Origin of the sequence: Curtobacterium sp. MCBD17_034 (genome assembly GCF_003234515.1) — a bacterium.
Taxonomy (GTDB): Bacteria; Actinomycetota; Actinomycetes; order Actinomycetales; family Microbacteriaceae; genus Curtobacterium.
On record NZ_QKTN01000001.1, the window covers coordinates 24,715 to 40,527 of the forward strand.

Annotated in this window: 15 protein-coding genes; 7 read left to right on the forward strand and 8 right to left on the reverse strand. The window is 68.4% G+C overall.

All coding sequences use genetic code 11. The annotated features are described in order from the left end of the window. Positions 1–76 precede the first annotated feature (76 nt). Entirely contained in the window at positions 77–1,039 is a 963-nt protein-coding gene (locus DEI92_RS00140; RefSeq protein WP_111011924.1) for a D-alanine--D-alanine ligase, read from the forward strand. Positions 1,040–2,210: 1,171 nt separating this feature from the next. On the opposite strand, the gene DEI92_RS00145 is transcribed toward DEI92_RS00140, so the two are convergent. The 8 genes from DEI92_RS00145 to rpmH form a co-directional block, all read right to left on the reverse strand. Beyond that, complete coding sequence (locus tag DEI92_RS00145) at positions 2,211–3,260, reverse strand: ParB/RepB/Spo0J family partition protein (RefSeq protein WP_111011925.1); 1,050 nt, start codon at positions 3,258–3,260, stop codon at positions 2,211–2,213. Further along, positions 3,260–4,153 carry a ParA family protein gene (locus DEI92_RS00150; RefSeq protein ID WP_111010777.1) on the reverse strand — a complete coding sequence of 298 codons (894 nt, stop codon included), beginning with the start codon at positions 4,151–4,153 and terminating at the stop codon, positions 3,260–3,262. Before DEI92_RS00150 ends, DEI92_RS00145 begins: the two co-directional genes overlap by 1 nt. Before the next feature lie 96 nt (positions 4,154–4,249). Continuing rightward, positions 4,250–4,888 (reverse strand): 16S rRNA (guanine(527)-N(7))-methyltransferase RsmG, encoded by a 639-nt coding sequence (gene rsmG, locus DEI92_RS00155; RefSeq protein ID WP_111010817.1) that lies wholly within the window; start codon positions 4,886–4,888, stop codon positions 4,250–4,252. Positions 4,889–4,946: 58 nt separating this feature from the next. Then, on the reverse strand, positions 4,947–5,486 hold the full coding sequence (locus DEI92_RS00160) for a protein jag (protein ID WP_375334607.1): 540 nt from the start codon (positions 5,484–5,486) through the stop codon (positions 4,947–4,949). Then, positions 5,483–6,457, reverse strand: coding sequence for a membrane protein insertase YidC (gene yidC, locus DEI92_RS00165; protein ID WP_111010778.1), 975 nt, complete (start codon positions 6,455–6,457; stop codon positions 5,483–5,485). The genes DEI92_RS00160 and yidC overlap by 4 nt, the downstream gene beginning before the upstream one ends. A 9-nt stretch (positions 6,458–6,466) precedes the next feature. Beyond that, positions 6,467–6,910, reverse strand: a complete 444-nt coding sequence (gene yidD, locus DEI92_RS16655) for a membrane protein insertion efficiency factor YidD (RefSeq protein WP_111035757.1) — start codon at positions 6,908–6,910, stop codon at positions 6,467–6,469. After that, positions 6,907–7,266: a ribonuclease P protein component gene (gene rnpA / locus DEI92_RS00175; RefSeq protein WP_111011926.1), complete on the reverse strand. Its 360-nt coding sequence runs from the start codon at positions 7,264–7,266 to the stop codon at positions 6,907–6,909. The genes yidD and rnpA overlap by 4 nt, the downstream gene beginning before the upstream one ends. A 9-nt stretch (positions 7,267–7,275) precedes the next feature. Continuing rightward, on the reverse strand, positions 7,276–7,413 hold the full coding sequence (gene rpmH / locus DEI92_RS00180; protein WP_019181680.1) for a 50S ribosomal protein L34: 138 nt from the start codon (positions 7,411–7,413) through the stop codon (positions 7,276–7,278). A gap of 417 nt (positions 7,414–7,830) precedes the next feature. On the opposite strand from rpmH, the gene dnaA reads away from it, so the two are divergent. The 6 genes from dnaA (at position 7,831) to gyrB (ending at position 15,787) form a co-directional block, all read left to right on the forward strand. After that, the gene (gene dnaA / locus DEI92_RS00185) at positions 7,831–9,285 is read left to right on the forward strand and encodes a chromosomal replication initiator protein DnaA (protein ID WP_111010780.1); all 1,455 of its coding nucleotides are present in this window, start codon (positions 7,831–7,833) and stop codon (positions 9,283–9,285) included. Positions 9,286–9,772: 487 nt separating this feature from the next. After that, positions 9,773–10,918: a DNA polymerase III subunit beta gene (gene dnaN, locus DEI92_RS00190; RefSeq protein WP_111010781.1), complete on the forward strand. Its 1,146-nt coding sequence runs from the start codon at positions 9,773–9,775 to the stop codon at positions 10,916–10,918. 50 nt (positions 10,919–10,968) lie between these two features. Next, a complete protein-coding gene (gene gnd, locus DEI92_RS00195; protein ID WP_111011927.1) occupies positions 10,969–11,853 on the forward strand; it encodes a phosphogluconate dehydrogenase (NAD(+)-dependent, decarboxylating) in 885 nt (294 codons plus the stop codon). Positions 11,854–11,876: 23 nt separating this feature from the next. Continuing rightward, entirely contained in the window at positions 11,877–13,142 is a 1,266-nt protein-coding gene (recF, locus tag DEI92_RS00200) for a DNA replication/repair protein RecF (protein WP_111011928.1), read from the forward strand. Between the two features lie 2 nt (positions 13,143–13,144). Then, positions 13,145–13,645, forward strand: a complete 501-nt coding sequence (locus tag DEI92_RS00205; protein ID WP_111010819.1) for a DUF721 domain-containing protein — start codon at positions 13,145–13,147, stop codon at positions 13,643–13,645. 168 nt (positions 13,646–13,813) lie between these two features. Further along, positions 13,814–15,787, forward strand: coding sequence for a DNA topoisomerase (ATP-hydrolyzing) subunit B (gene gyrB, locus DEI92_RS00210; RefSeq protein WP_111010784.1), 1,974 nt, complete (start codon positions 13,814–13,816; stop codon positions 15,785–15,787). The last annotated feature ends 26 nt before the right edge of the window (positions 15,788–15,813 follow it).

Sequence of the window (15,813 nt, forward strand, 5' to 3'; positions counted from 1 at the left end):
CGCCGTTTCGGCCGACCGCTCCTGACCAGGGATTCATCACGCCGCGCGCCGCGCGGCCGCACTCGAGGAACGCATCATGGTGGAGTTCGCCCGTCGTCACGTCGTCGTCGTCGCGGGGGGCATCTCGCACGAGCGGGACATCTCGCTCCGTTCCGGACGACGCGTGGCTGACTCGCTCATCGGCTACGGCTGGCAGGTCGATCTCCGGGACGCCGACGCGACGCTGCTGCCCGCGCTGCGCGAACTCCAGCCCGACGTCGTCTGGCCCGCGCTCCACGGCGCCAGCGGTGAAGACGGCGCGCTCCGCGGCATCCTCGAGGCACTCGACGTGCCGTTCGTCGGTTCGCGCGCCACCTCGGCTCGCCTCGCGTGGGACAAACCGACCGCATCCGCACTCGCCGCTCGGGCGGGCGTTCGCACGCCGCGATCGGTCACCCTGTCGCACGACGTCTTCCGCGAACTCGGCGCCGTCAGCGTGCTCGCGGCCATCGCGGACGAGCACCCGATCCCCCTCGTGGTCAAGCCCGCCCGCGGTGGCAGCGCGCAGGGCGTCACCCTGGTCCACGACACGGCTGATCTGCCGCGAGCGATGGTCACGGCGTACACCTACTGCGACGACGTCATCGTCGAGCAGCTCATCACCGGGACCGAGATCGCCGTCGGGGTGGTCGACACCGGTGATGGCCCGGTGCCCCTCGCTCCCGTCGAGATCGTCCCGCGATCCGGCGTGTACGGGTACGAGGCGCGGTACAACGCTGGTGAGACGACCTTCTACACCCCGGCGCGCTTGTCGGCCCCAGCCGCAACGGCGGCGGCCGACGCAGCAGTCGCAGCACACGTCGCGCTCGGCCTCCGGCACATCTCGCGCGTCGACATGATCGTCGACGCGGTTGAGACACCGTGGTTCCTCGAGGTGAACGTCCTTCCCGGTCTCACCGAGACGTCGCTCGTGCCGCAGGCCCTCCTGGCCTCCGGTCATGACCTCGGCTGGGTCTACGCCGAGCTCGCCGAGCAGGCCATCCGCGACCATCGCCGGTAGCGGTCGTCTGTCCCACGAAGGATCAGCCCGGTCCCGAGCAGCGCGGTCCGGTCCCGGGCAGCGCAGTGCACGCGCGTTCCACGTGAAACATTCGGCTGCTCGAGGCGCAGTTGGAGACGACCCGGTTCTGTGGCTTGGCGAGGGTGAACGCGACGGCCGGAGTTGGCCACCGGTCGTCTTGATCGGCGTGTGGTCGAGGCACCGTAGTCGTCCCCGCAGGAGCAAGCTGATCGGCGTACCGAGCGCCCAGCGGCAGCACGATCTGCGTGGCGGCCGAACAACAGCAGACCGAGGACGCCGGGACACGACTGTGCGATCGTGCGCTGGGGTGACCCGGCTCCGCGTCCACCAAGCGTAGCCTGATCGCCGCCCGGGTGCCGAGGACGGCCCACCTGGGCGACGAGGCGCGCCGAGGCGCACCGATCACGATCCGCACGCCCAGCCTCGCGACGGCCGCGTACGCCCGCGGTGGCAGCGACGATCGCCCATCGTGGTTGCCTCACGCGCCGCCCGGATGGCTGACCGGATCGCCGCCCACCCGGCGCCTCGCGCTCCGCCTCAGGGTCACCCGACTCGCCGCCCATCTGACCTCTCATCCGCCGCCCGTCTCGCTGCCATCCTGGCGGACCCGATCAACGTCCCGGCGCAATCCCCAGCGCTCATCCGAGCGCGAGCCACCAGCGCCGCGGTCAACCTCTTGCAGCGATCTCCGGTCTGCCGTCCGTCGTCGTCGAGACACCGCAGGCCAAGCCGCTCGTCGTGCCGTGGCGTTGTCATCTGCCGGGGGACCCGGTCCAGTGCTCATAGTTCCATCCCCGCGACGGCCGTCGAGTCATCCTCCGCCTGCATCGCGTCGCGCTTTGTTCGCGGTCCGCGCGCAACGCCGCGTCGTCACGCGCACCGGCTGCGGCGCGACCAGCAGGAGGGCGGCCCTTGTTTCACGTGGAACGTGCTCGCCACGCCAGTCTCTCGACTCCGGCCGTCGCACGACCATCAGCGCACGCGTTGCCGCACCGGATCGGTCGCACCAGCGGCTCGACTGGTCCATGGACGGCGTGCGCAGAATTCGCGATCAGGGCGCGAGCCACGCATCGTGCTGATCGTGGTCAGCGCCGCAGGCGCCCTTCGGACGCCACCTGCCGACGCACCTCACGATGTTCCACGTGAAACGTCAGGACGCTGCGTCGGCGACTGCCTCGTTCCGCAGGTCCTCGAGGATCCGATTGAGATCCTCGATCGTTGCGAAGTCGATGCTCAGCGTGCCCTTGCGCGACCCCAACTGGATCTTCACGCGCGTGTTGAGGCGGTCACCGAGGCGTTCCGCGAGGTCATTGAGATGAGCTTGCCGCTTGGACGGCTCCGTCCGCGGCCGCACCGAGGGCGTCTTGGCCGAGAGTGCCGCTGCGGCTGCCTCAGCGGCCCGGACAGACAGGTCCTCGTTCACGATCTTCTCGGCGAGGTACTCCATCGCCTCTGCATCGGGCGCCGAGAGGATCGCGCGAGCATGGCCGGCGCTCAGGACACCGGCTGCGACGCGCCGCTGCACCGGTGACGGCAGTCGGAGCAGGCGGATGGTGTTCGTGATCTGTGGCCGCGAACGCCCGATACGTGCGGCGAGCTGCTCCTGCGTGATCCCGAAGTCCGCCAGGAGCTGCTGGTAGGCCGATGCCTCCTCGAGCGGGTTGAGGTTCGCACGGTGCAGGTTCTCGAGGAGCGCATCGCGCAGCATGGCGTCATCAGGCGTGTCCTTGATGATCGCCGGGACGGTGGCGAGGCCGAGTTCCTTCGTGGCCCGCAACCGTCGCTCACCCATGATGAGCTCGTACCGCGCCTCGGTACCGGCCGCGCCTGCGATGGGACGAACGACGATCGGCTGCAGGACGCCGATCTCGCGGATCGAGTGGACCAGCTCCTGGAGCTCTTCCTCGCGGAACTCCGAGCGTGGCTGCTGGGCGTTCGGCACGATGTCCAGGGGGTTGAGATTGGCCAGGCGAGCGCCGGGCACGGCAACCAGGTCATCGGCGGTCTGGCCGACGCTGTTCGGCGAGGCTCCGTCGGCAAGGATCGCAGCGACGGCATCCGTCGCGGTCGTCGCGGGGTCCCTGGTCGCAGCACTCGTGTTCGTGGGGAAGAAGACGTCGACCGGACGCTCCTGTTGCTCGGCGCTCGTCGGGATGAGCGCGCCGATGCCCCTGCCGAGCCCGGTCCGCTTCGGTGCCATCAGTGCTTCGCTCCTCGTGCTGCGATCTCTGCGGCCGCCTCGAAGTACGAGAGCGACCCTGGTGAATTCGTGTCATAGCTGACGACGCTCTGCCCGTAGCTCGGAGCCTCACTGATGCGCACGGACCGGGGGATCAGCGTGGCGAGGACCTGGTCGCCGAAGTGCTCACGGACCTCGGTCGCGACCTGGTTCGCCAGATTGGTCCGGCCGTCGTACATGGTCAGCAGGATCGTTGACACCCGCAACGCCGGGTTGAGATGCCGCTCGATCAGCTCGATGTTCCGGAGCAGCTGGCTCAGTCCCTCGAGCGCGTAGTACTCACACTGGATCGGGATGAGCACCTCACGGGCCGCCACGAACGCGTTGATCGTCAGCAGACCCAGCGACGGCGGGCAGTCGATGAACACGTAGTGGAACGGCTCGTCAACGCCGTCGAGAAACTGCTGCAGCGCGGTCCGGAGGCGCTGTTCACGCGCCACGAGGGACACCAGCTCGATCTCTGCGCCCGCCAGGTGGATGGTCGCCGGCACGCAGAACAGATTCTCCGACTCCGGGCTCTGCTGCATGGTGCCGGCGAGTGGCGCTTCATCCACGATCACGTCGTAGATGCTGGCGACCTCCGCGCGGTGGTCCACGCCAAGCGCCGTCGAGGCATTCCCCTGCGGGTCGAGGTCGATGACGAGCACGCGAGCGCCGCCACGGGCCAGTGCGGCCGCGAGATTGACCGTCGTTGTCGTCTTGCCGACGCCGCCCTTCTGGTTCGACACGGTGAACACGCGCGTCTGCTCGGGCAAGGGGAACTGCTGCGTCGCGAGCGCGCGTCGCCGCCGATTGAGGTCGGCGATCTCGCGCGCGAGTGGCGTGGTCGCGTCGAAGTCAGTAGATGAACTCACGAATGCACTTCCCCGTCTCGATGTTCCACGTGAAACGTTGGTGCGGCTGCGGCGAGCAGTCGTCCGATGCTCGACCAGACACTCCGCACGGGAACGTCAGTCAACTGTAGCCCGGAAGACCCGGGTCGTTTCCTCCACCACGCCGGCACCGAGCTCGATGACCTCGACGTCCGTCAGGCGCTTCCGGAGAATCACCTTCCGTGCCGCATCGACTTCGGCATCGACCCGGGCCCCCTTCATGAGCAGCAACTGGCCGCCCGAGCGGACGAGTGGAACGGTGATCGGGATGAGCTTGCTCAGGGCGCTGACAGCGCGGGCCGTCACCTGATCGAGCACGAGGTCATCCGCGACGTCCTCGGCTCGGGCGCGCAGCACCCGCACGTTCTGCAGCCCAAGCCGGTCCGCTTCACCACGCAACCACTCGACGCGCCGCTCCATCGGCTCGATGAGGGTCATCTCGACGTCAGGCCGCATGATGGCGAGCACGAGGCCCGGCAGTCCCGCACCTGATCCGACGTCACCGACCTTCGCTCCCTCGAGGAGCAGCGGTCCGACCACACCCGAATTGAGGATATGTCGCGTCCAGAGCCGTGGGAGTTCCAGGGGTCCGATCAACCCGAGCTCCTCGCCACGTCGCGCGAGTTCCTGCGTGAAGGACCGGACCTGCTCGAGGTGGTCGCCGAACACCGCCGCAGCAGCGTCCGGCTCTGGCTCGACCGGCAAGCTCTCGGTCACGGCGACCTCCACGTCGCCCTCAGCAGACGCGGAACGCTCGTCCGTGCTGTCAGCCACGTCAGCGCGTGACGACCGTGTGCCGGTCGCGGCCCTCGCCCTCGGACTCCGAGTGGAAGCCGCGCTCGGCCACGAGATCGTGCACGAGCTTGCGCTCGTACGACGACATCGGCGGGAGCGCCGCGCTCGGGGACCCGGCCTCGATCCGCTCGATGGCCGTGTCCACGAGCCGACCGAGCTCCGAAGCCCGAGCATCGCGCGAGCCACCGACGTCGAGGATCAGACGGCTGAATTCGCCGGTCTCGGCCTGTACGGCGATCCTGGTGAGTTCCTGCAGCGCCGACACCGTGTCGGGCTTCGAGAGCACCCGCAGCGCGCCACCCTGATCGGTCACCGAGAGGTAGACGCGGCCGCCGCGCTCCTCGATCTCGATGTCACCGTCGAGATCGCAGATGTCGAGCAGTTCCTCGATGTAGTCGGCAGCGATGTCGCCCTCATCACGGACCTCGTCGTCGACGCCCTCCACGTCGTCGACCGGTGCCTCGGTGGTCGGCTCGTCGGACACGGGCGCGTCCTCGGTCAGCAGCTCGTCGTCGGTCACGACTTCTTCCCGTTCTTCTTGGCGCGGTTCTTGCCCACCGGCTGCTGCCGCTGGGTCGTCGGGCGAGGACGCTCGATCTCGGTCACGCGGATGTCGTTCACGGCGGCGAGAGCGCCACCGGCGGTCGCGCCACGTCGCTGCGCTTTCCGGGCGAGCCGGGCTTCACGGGCGAGCGCCGCCTCGGACCCCGGCGTCGGCATGCGCCGGATCACGACGTACTGCTGCCCCATCGTCCAGACGTTCGAGGCGAGCCAGTAGAACATGACGCCGAGCGGGAAGCTCAGACCCGAGAACACGAACACGAGCGGGAGGACGTAGAGCATCATCCGCTGCTGCCGGTACATCGGGCTCGCCTTGGTCTCCGGCGACATGTTCTTGGCCACGATCTGCAGCTGCGTGACGAACTGCGAGACGGTCATGATGATGACCATCGCGGCGGCGATGAGGCGGACCTCCCAGCCCGTGGCGCTGAGGAACGTCTCGTGCAGGGGAGCGCCGAACAGCTTCGCGACACCGAACGAATGGGCCAGTGGCGTGGTCAGCAGGCCGATACCGGTCTTGTCGATCTGAGCGGTGTGGAGCGTCGAGTACAGACTCAGGAACACCGGCATCTGGATGATGAGCGGCAGGCAGGAGCTCAGCGGGTTCGTCCCGGTCTCCTTGTACAGCGCCATCGTCTCGCGGGACATGGCCTCACGCGAGAACTGGTCCTTCTTGCCCTTGTACTTGTCCTGGATCTTCTTGAGCTGCGGCGCGACCTCGAGCATCCGCCGCTGGCTCTTGATCTGCCGGACGAAGATCGGGATCAGCGCCGCCCGCACCACGAGGGTCAGACCGATGATCGAGATCACCCAGGTGATCCCGGCGTTCGGGTCCATGCCGATGGCCGCGAACAACGAATGGAAACCGACGAGGATCGCGGAGACCACCCATTTGAGTGGCCAGAGGATCGTGTTTTCGAGGAACTCCATGAGAAGCGGTCACGCCTTTCGGGGGTGCGGTGTCAACCGGCGACGCCGGGAGGTCGGGGCGGCCTGCGGGGCCGAACGGTGGGTGCCGTCCACGGGGCGGGTCTCCAGGACGGGGGTGCCGTCGAGCCGGCGGGTGCCGAGCGCGCGGGTGTCGCCGGCTGGGCGGGGGAGCACGAACCCGAAACGGGTCACGGGATAGGGCGCGGTCCGAGCCCGGACGTCGTCGATGCCACCGGCCGCCCACGGATTGCACCGGGCGATACGCCAGGCGCCCATGCTGGAACCGACGACGACGCCGTACTGCTGAATGGCCTCGAGTGCGTACCGCGAGCACGACGGGTGGTACCGGCAGACCTCGCCGTACAGCGGGGAGACGACCGCGCGGTACGCGCGCAGCACCACCACGCACACGTTGCGCGGGAGCAACGCGACGGCCGACAGTGCTCGTCTCATGCCTTGTTCACACCCTTGCTCTGGCTCGTGCTCCGACTGAAGCACTGCCTGACGTCTGCGATGAGGGTAGGCCAGCCGGCCTGCGCGGCGGCTGGCAGTGCGCGGACGACCACATCGAGCCCCGAAGGGTGATCGACGACGAGTTCGTGGGCGATGGCCTTGAGCCTGCGGCGGACGAGGTTCCGGGTCACCGCGTTCCCCACCGCCTTCGAGACGATGAACCCGAACCGGGTGGGATCGGCATCGGCACGGACGACCACCGATACGACGGCGTGCGCCGTGGCGCTCCTGCGACCACGACGCACGACGGTTCGGTAGTCGTCACCTCGGACGATCCGGTTGGCTCGGGCCAACAACCCCGGGGGTTAGGCCGAGAGCTCGGTGCGGCCCTTGCTGCGGCGGGCGGCCAGGATGGCACGGCCGGCGCGGGTCCGCATACGAGCGCGGAAGCCGTGCTTCTTGGCGCGGCGGCGGTTGTTCGGCTGGAAGGTGCGCTTGCTCATGATCTCGTCTCCACACGGACGCTCGCGGCGGTCCGGTCACGTTGGGTCCGTTGACGCGATGGGAACGGACGCTCTGGGCGCGACCGATTGGCCGCAGTCAACCGTTCAACGGTACGTGAGGACGGGCCCTGGGTCAAACGAACGGGACCAACCGCTCATTCTCCACATTGGGGACAACTCCGGTTGCGTCCGACGCGCCGCGAGCAATTACAGTGGGTTGATCCAGGGGCGCGCGGCCCGTGATCACCCGGCAGGACCGGGCACGAGCACGATCCGCGACTCGTGGAGAACACTGTGGACAACCCTGTGTACGGCCGAGTGGTCCGCCCACGACTCGCGGGCGACGTCGGCGCTGTGCGGGAGCCGGCCGGAGCGACCGTCGGTCCACGTCGACCGACCAGAGGAGACGAGCGCGCCATGACGATCCCGGCACCCGTCGAGGACCTCTGGGCCTCGGTGCTCGGACTCCTCGAGGACGACGACCGGATCACCCCGCAGCTGCACGGATTCCTCAACCTGGTCGAACCGAAGGGCGTGCTCGCCGGGACGCTCTACCTCGAGGTGCCCAACGACCTGACGCGCGGCATGCTCGAGCAGCGGATCCGGGTCCCCATCACCGAGGCCGTCTCGCGCCTCGGTGACGACTCGGTCGCCAACTTCGCGATCACGGTGAACCCCGAACTGACCCCGGAACCCCGCACGGATCCGGTGGTCCCCGCGTACGCGGCATCGGCACCCGTCCCGCCGATGGAGCAGGGCACGGCCCCGCGCCAGTACGTCGAGGCCCCGTTCGTGCCCGCGCCGGTGGACAACCCGTCGAGTGCCGGCCGCCCGGACTCGCGCCTCAACCCGAAGTACAACTTCGACAACTTCGTCATCGGCGGTTCCAACCGCTTCGCACACGCCGCCGCCGTCGCGGTCGCCGAGGCCCCGGCGAAGGCCTACAACCCGCTGTTCATCTACGGCGACTCCGGCCTCGGCAAGACGCACCTCCTCCACGCCATCGGGCACTACGCCGAGAGCCTGTACCCCGGCATCCGCGTCCGGTACGTCTCGAGCGAGGAGTTCACCAACGACTTCATCAACTCGATCGCGAACAACCGCTCCGCGCAGTTCCAGCAGCGCTACCGCGACATCGACATCCTGCTCATCGACGACATCCAGTTCCTGCAGGGGAAGGACTCCACGCAAGAGGCCTTCTTCCACACCTTCAACACCCTGCACGACCACAACAAGCAGGTCGTCATCACGTCGGACCTGCCGCCGAAGCACCTGACCGGCTTCGAGGACCGCATGCGCAGCCGGTTCGAGTGGGGCCTGATCACGGACGTCCAAGCGCCGGACCTCGAGACCCGCATCGCGATCCTCCGCAAGAAGGCGCAGAGCGACCACCTGCAGGTGCGCGACGACATCCTCGAGTTCATGGCGTCCAAGGTGTCGAGCAACATCCGCGAGCTCGAGGGGACGCTCATCCGGGTCACCGCGTTCGCGAGCCTCAACCGGACCGAGGTCGACATGGCACTCGTGCAGACGGTGCTCAAGGACCTCATCACGCTCGACGAGGACAACGTCATCGCACCGGTCGACATCATCACGCACACCGCGGACTACTTCAAACTGTCCGTCGACGACCTCTACGGCTCCTCCCGCTCCCAGGCGATCGCGACCGCCCGGCAGATCGCGATGTACCTCTGCCGCGAGATGACGAGTCTGTCCCTGCCCAAGATCGGGCAGCTGTTCGGCAACCGCGACCACACGACCGTGATGTACGCGAACAAGAAGATCACCGAACTCATGAAGGAACGTCGGTCGATCTACAACCAGGTGACCGAGCTCACGAGCCGCATCAAGCAGGACCGCCGCTACAAGTAGCACCGCCAGCGTCGCCCTCGTACCCCTCCGCGCGCAGGCCGGGAGGCCCACCGCGGCCCCGCCATGCGTCCCCCGGCCCGGCTGCGGGACGGCCGCGACGCCGCCTCCGGAGAGCACCACCGCCCGGTCTCCACAAGATGTGCACAACGTGTGGATAACTGTGGATGACACGCCGCTCCCCTGTTCATGGACGACGGCCGAGCTGTGGACGTCGTCGGGAGGGAGCTCCCGACGAGTTTTCCTCGTCCACGGCCGCTCCACACACTGCTCACAAGTCACACGGTTGTAGTTCCCCGTCCTGACAACGATCAACAGAGTTATCCACACTGTGCACAAGCGTTAAGACCATTACTCCTGGTTAACGATCTCTCTCAGGGGGCCAACCTTGTGGACGGTCCCCAGCGGCCGAACGACACGGATCCCGCCCCCGCCCGCTGTGCCACAATGGGGGCCGCCGTCACCGAACCGAAGGACAGGGGTCCCAGCTGTGCAGTTCCATGTCAACCGGGACGTCTTCAGCGAAGCGGTCTCCTTCGCGGTCAAGCTCCTCCCCCAGCGCACGACGCTCCCGATCCTGTCGGGTGTGCTCATCCACGCCGAGGACGACCACCTGACGCTCTCGTCGTTCGACTACGAGGTCAGTGCGCAGACGCGCATCCCGGCGCAGATCGACGACCCCGGCACCGTGCTCGTGTCCGGCCGCCTCCTCGCTGACATCGCCAGCCGCCTCCCGAACGCGCCGGTCGTGTTCAGCACCGACGAGTCCCGGATCACGGTCACGTGCGGATCGGCACACTTCACGCTCCTGAGCATGCCCGTGGCCGAGTACCCGACCCTGCCCGAGGTCGGTCCCCAGACGGGCGTCATCCCGGGCAACGCCTTCTCCGAGGCCGTCGCGCAGGTGGCGGTCGCCGCCAGCCGTGACGACGTCACCCCCGTCATCACGGGTGTGCAACTCGAGGTCGGCGACAACGACCTGTCCCTCGTCGCGACGGACCGCTACCGAGTCGCCGTCCGGACGATCGCATGGGACAGCGGGCGCGTCGGCGCTGACCCGATGCACGCCCTGGTACCCGCGCGTACCCTCCAGGAGGTGGGACGTACCTTCGGATCAGCGAGCACCGTGTCGGTGTCGATCAGCGGCAACCAGGACCGCGAACTCATCGCGTTCCGTGCCGACGACAAGACCGTCACCTCGCTGCTCATCAAGGGCAACTACCCGCCGGTCCGCCGGCTGTTCCCCGACACCGTCCCCGACCACGCGGTGCTCAACACCGCGGAACTGGTCGAGGCCGTCCGTCGCGTCTCCCTCGTCCTCGAGCGCGAAGCCGCGCTCCGATTCACCTTCTCGGTCGACGGGCTCACGCTCGAGGCGATCGGATCCGAACAAGCGCAGGCATCAGAGTCGATCGACGCGCAGTTGACCGGAGAGGACACCGTGGTCTCGCTGAAGCCGCAGTTCCTCCTGGACGGGTTGAACGCGGTGCACTCCGAGTTCGTCCGCATCTCCTTCACCAAGACGGAGAACCCGAACAAGCCGGGGCCTGTGCTCATCACGGGACAGACCTCGCGCGAGGACGCGGCCGCGGACGGCTACCGGTACCTGCTCCAGCCCAACCTCCTCCTGCGCTGACGCCGGGGCACCACCGGGCGTCGCGCGAACTCAACGAGAAAAGGGAAATCATGCACATCGGTCTTGTCGGCCTCGGGAAGATGGGCAACAACATGCGTGCCCGCCTGCGCAACGCAGGGATCGAGGTCACCGGTTACGACGCCAACCCCGCCGTCTCCGATGTCGCCAGCCTCGCGGACCTCGCGGCGGCTCTGCCCGGCCCGCGCCTCGTGTGGGTCATGGTCCCCCACGGCAAGATCACCGACGACGTGATCACGGGCCTCGCCGACGTCCTCGACGCGGGCGACCTCGTCATCGACGGTGGCAACTCGAAGTGGCTCGACGACGAGGTGCACGCCAAGCAGCTCGACGCCAAGGGCATCCGCTACATGGACGCCGGTGTGTCCGGTGGTGTCTGGGGCCTCGACAACGGCTACGGCCTCATGGTCGGTGGCGCGGACGAGGACGTCGCGACGGCGATGCCCGTGCTCGACGCGCTCCGCCCCGAGGGCCCGCGCGAAGAGGGCCTGGTCCACGCCGGTCCGGTCGGTGCCGGCCACTACACGAAGATGGTCCACAACGGCATCGAGTACGCGATCATGCAGGCGTACGGCGAGGGCTACGAGCTCCTCGAGGCCAAGGACCTGGTCAAGGACGTCCCCGGGACCTTCAGGGCATGGCAGCGCGGGACGGTCGTGCGTTCCTGGCTGCTCGAGCTGCTCGTGCGCGCGCTCGACGAGGACCCGACGCTCAAGGAGCTCGAGGGCTACGTCGAGGATTCCGGTGAGGGTCGCTGGACGCTGGAGGAAGCGATCGAGCACGCCGTGCCGATGCCCGCGATCAGCGCCTCGATCTTCGCGCGCTTCGTGTCCCGTCAGGGCAGCGAGTCGCCGACGATGAAGGCCGTCGCCGCCCTCCGCAACCAGTTCGGCGGCCACGCCGTCAAGAAGGCCTAGCGGTCCTCGCTCCTTCGGCCCGCGTGCACGTCGACCATCTCCAACTGACCGACTTCCGGAACTACCGGGAGGCGGACGTCGACTTCGCACGCGGGCCGAACCTGTTCGTGGGCCGGAACGGACAGGGCAAGACCAACCTCGTCGAGTCGATCGGGTACCTGTCCACCCTCGGTTCGCACCGGGTCCCGACCGACGCCGCGCTCGTGCGACAGGGGTGCGACGCGGCGATCGTCCGGGCACGGCTCGCGTACGAGGAGCGCACGATCCTCGCCGAGGTGCAGATCAACCGGACCGGCTCGAACCGAGCCCAGGTGAACCGGGCACCCATCAAGCCCCGGGATCTCCCCCGCTACTGCACGAGCGTGTTGTTCGCCCCCGAGGACCTGGCCCTGGTGCGCGGCGAGCCCGCCGGCCGACGCCGGATGCTCGACGAACTCCTCGTGCTCATCGCCCCGCGCATGCAGGGGGTGCTCGCGGACTACGACCGGACGCTCCGCCAGCGGAACACGCTCCTCAAGTCGGCGCGCGGTTCGGGTGTCAGCGGCGGCGCGATGTCGACCCTGGACGTCTGGGACGACCGCCTCGTCGCGCTCGGGTCCGAGGTCATCGCCGGCCGCGACCACCTGGTCCGACGACTCGCACCGTTCGTCGCCGAGGCCTACGCGGCGGTCGCGGGTGCGGCCCACGAGGCGTCACTCGCGGGCGTCCTCAGCATCCGCGGCGGTGACCCGGAGACCGAGCAGGAGCTCGGGAGCGAGATCGAACCCGTGACGGTGGCCGCCGCGGCGGACGGGTTCCGAGCCGGCCTGGCCCGTCGGCGCCGGGACGAGCTCGACCGCGGACTGACGCTCGTCGGTCCGCACCGAGACGACGTCCTCTTCCGGCTCAACGGGTTACCGGCCCGTGGCTACGCCAGTCACGGCGAGTCGTGGTCGTTCGCACTGGCGGTCAAGCTCGCGGCCGCGGCCGTGCTCCGCGCGGAGTCGTCCCTCGGCGATCCGATCATCGTGCTCGACGACGTGTTCGCGGAACTCGACGAGACCCGCCGCGGCCGACTCGCGAACGCGGTGTCCGGGTACGAGCAGGTGCTCATCACGGCGGCCGTCCACGGTGACGTGCCGCCGGTCCTCGCCGCGCACACGGTGCACATCGACGCCGGGAGGATCGTGGACGCGCCGGGCGACGACGCGGCGGTCGCCGAGACGGGGACCCCGGCGACCGGATCGACGGACGGGACCGACGGGGTGGACGCGCACCGTTCCTCCCGTCCGGCCGCCCAGGAGGTGTGACGGTGCCACGACCGGACCGGCCGACCGAACCGACGCGGTTCTACCTCCACCTGAAGGCGGTGTTCGGTGACCCCGCGAAGCGATCCGTCGACGCGCGTCGGCGTCGTCGACGCGAGGCATCCGCGGACTCGGAGCCCTACGGCGTCGGACGCGAGCCGCGGGGGCTCGGGGACGTGGTGGGGAACCTGACGAGCGAGCTCGGGTGGACCGAGCCCCTGGCGCAGTCCGAGGTGATCGCCGCGTGGCCCCATGTCGTCGGCGCCGAGCTCGCGGCGCACTCGGAGCCGGTGTCGATCGACGACCACGCGCTGCTCATCCGGTGTGACTCGACCGCCTGGGCCACACAACTCCGACTCATGCGCGCGCAGATCACGACGACGATCGCGGAGCGCTACCCGGAGGCGGGGGTCGAGTCGGTGCGCGTTCTCGCCCCGGACGCCCCGACCTGGAAACGCGGTCTCAGATCGGTCCAGGGGCGCGGCCCTCGCGATACCTACGGTTGAGGCGACAAATCAATCCTCTGGGAGCGGAATCGGCCCGCAGATCGGCTTCTCAGCCCTCGGGAGCAGGCCTGCTGCGGTAGACTCGTGGGGTTGCACGCGGGCGCTGGCGCACGCCGGACACGCCGTGCTGCACGACCGAATCGCAGGCGGGCAGGAGCCACAACGACCATGTCATCAGAATCTGGCGACACCCCTCAGGACAACGCGTACGGTGCCGATCAGATCCAGGTGCTCGAAGGCCTCGAAGCGGTCCGCAAGCGCCCCGGCATGTACATCGGCTCCACCGGACCACGTGGGCTCCACCACCTCGTCCAGGAGATCGTCGACAACTCGGTCGACGAAGCCCTGGCGGGGTACTGCGACCAGATCGACATCGTCATCCGCGAGGACGGCGGCGTGCGCGTGACCGACAACGGCCGTGGCATCCCGGTCGACATCCACCCGAACGAGGGCATCTCGACCGTCCAGCTCGTGCTGACGGTCCTGCACGCCGGCGGTAAGTTCGGCGGCGGCGGGTACGCGGTGTCCGGTGGCCTGCACGGTGTCGGGTCGTCGGTCGTGAACGCCCTGAGCTCGGAACTCGACGTCGAGGTGCGCCGACAGGGCCACGTGTGGCGGCAGAGCTACACCGACGGCGTGCCCGTCGCGCCGCTCTCCCAGGACGAGGAGACCGACACCACCGGCACGACGATCACGTTCTGGCCGAACGCGGACATCTTCGAGACCGTCGACTTCGACTACGAGACCCTGCGCACGCGGTTCCAGCAGATGGCGTTCCTCAACAAGGGGCTCCGGATCACGCTCCACGACGAGCGTGTCCCCGACGAGGGCGAAGAAGCACGGAAGGACGTCTTCCACTACGAGCGCGGGCTCGTCGACTACGTCGAGTACCTCGTCAGCACGAAGAAGGCCGAGGTGATCCACCCCGACGTGATCTCCCTCGAGTCCGAGGACACCGACCGGAAGATCTCGCTCGAGCTCGCCATGCAGTGGAACACCTCGTACCAAGAGAGCGTCCACACCTTCGCGAACACGATCAACACGCACGAGGGCGGCACGCACGAAGAGGGCTTCCGCGCCGCGCTCACCTCGCTCGTGAACAAGTACGCGCGCGACAAGAACATCATCAAGGAGAAGGACGACAACCTCACGGGTGACGACATCCGCGAGGGGTTGACCGCCGTCATCTCCGTCAAGCTCGCCGAACCGCAGTTCGAGGGCCAGACCAAGACGAAGCTCGGCAACACCGAGGCGAAGTCGTTCGTCCAGCGTGTCGTCGGTCAGGAACTCGGCGACTGGCTCGAGCGCAACCCGACGCAGGCGCGCGACGTCGTCCGCAAGGCGATCCAGGCCTCCCAGGCGCGCATGGCGGCGCGGAAGGCGCGCGAGACCACGCGGCGCAAGGGCCTGCTCGAATCCGGCGGGATGCCGGGCAAGCTCAAGGACTGCCAGTCCAAGGACCCGACGGTCAGCGAGATCTTCATGGTCGAGGGCGACTCGGCCGGCGGATCAGCGGTGCAGGGGCGCAACCCGCTCACCCAGGCGATCCTCCCGCTGCGCGGCAAGATCCTCAACGTCGAGAAGGCCCGACTCGACCGCGCGCTGGCGAACCAGGAGATCCAGTCGATGATCACGGCGTTCGGTGCCGGCATCGGCGAGGACTTCGACCCGGACAAGGCGCGGTACCACAAGATCGTGCTGATGGCCGACGCCGACGTCGACGGCCAGCACATCACCACGCTGCTGCTGACGCTCCTGTTCCGCTACATGCGTCCGCTCATCGAACGTGGCTACGTGTACCTCGCGCAGCCCCCGCTCTACCGACTCAAGTGGTCGAACTCGGCCCACGAGTACGTGTTCAGTGACCGCGAGCGCGACGTCCTGCTGCAGGCCGGTCTCGCGGCGGGCAAGCGGATCCCGAAGGACAACGGGATCCAGCGCTACAAGGGCCTCGGCGAGATGGACTACAAGGAGCTCTGGGACACGACGATGAACCCGGACACCCGCACGTTGCTCCAGGTCACCCTCGAGGACGCCGCCGCGGTCGACGGCGTGTTCGCCACCCTCATGGGCGAGGACGTCGAGTCACGTCGTCAGTTCATCCAGCAGAACGCCAAGGACGTCCGCTTCCTGGACATCTGAGGCACCGCGCGCCCCGCGCGCCCCGA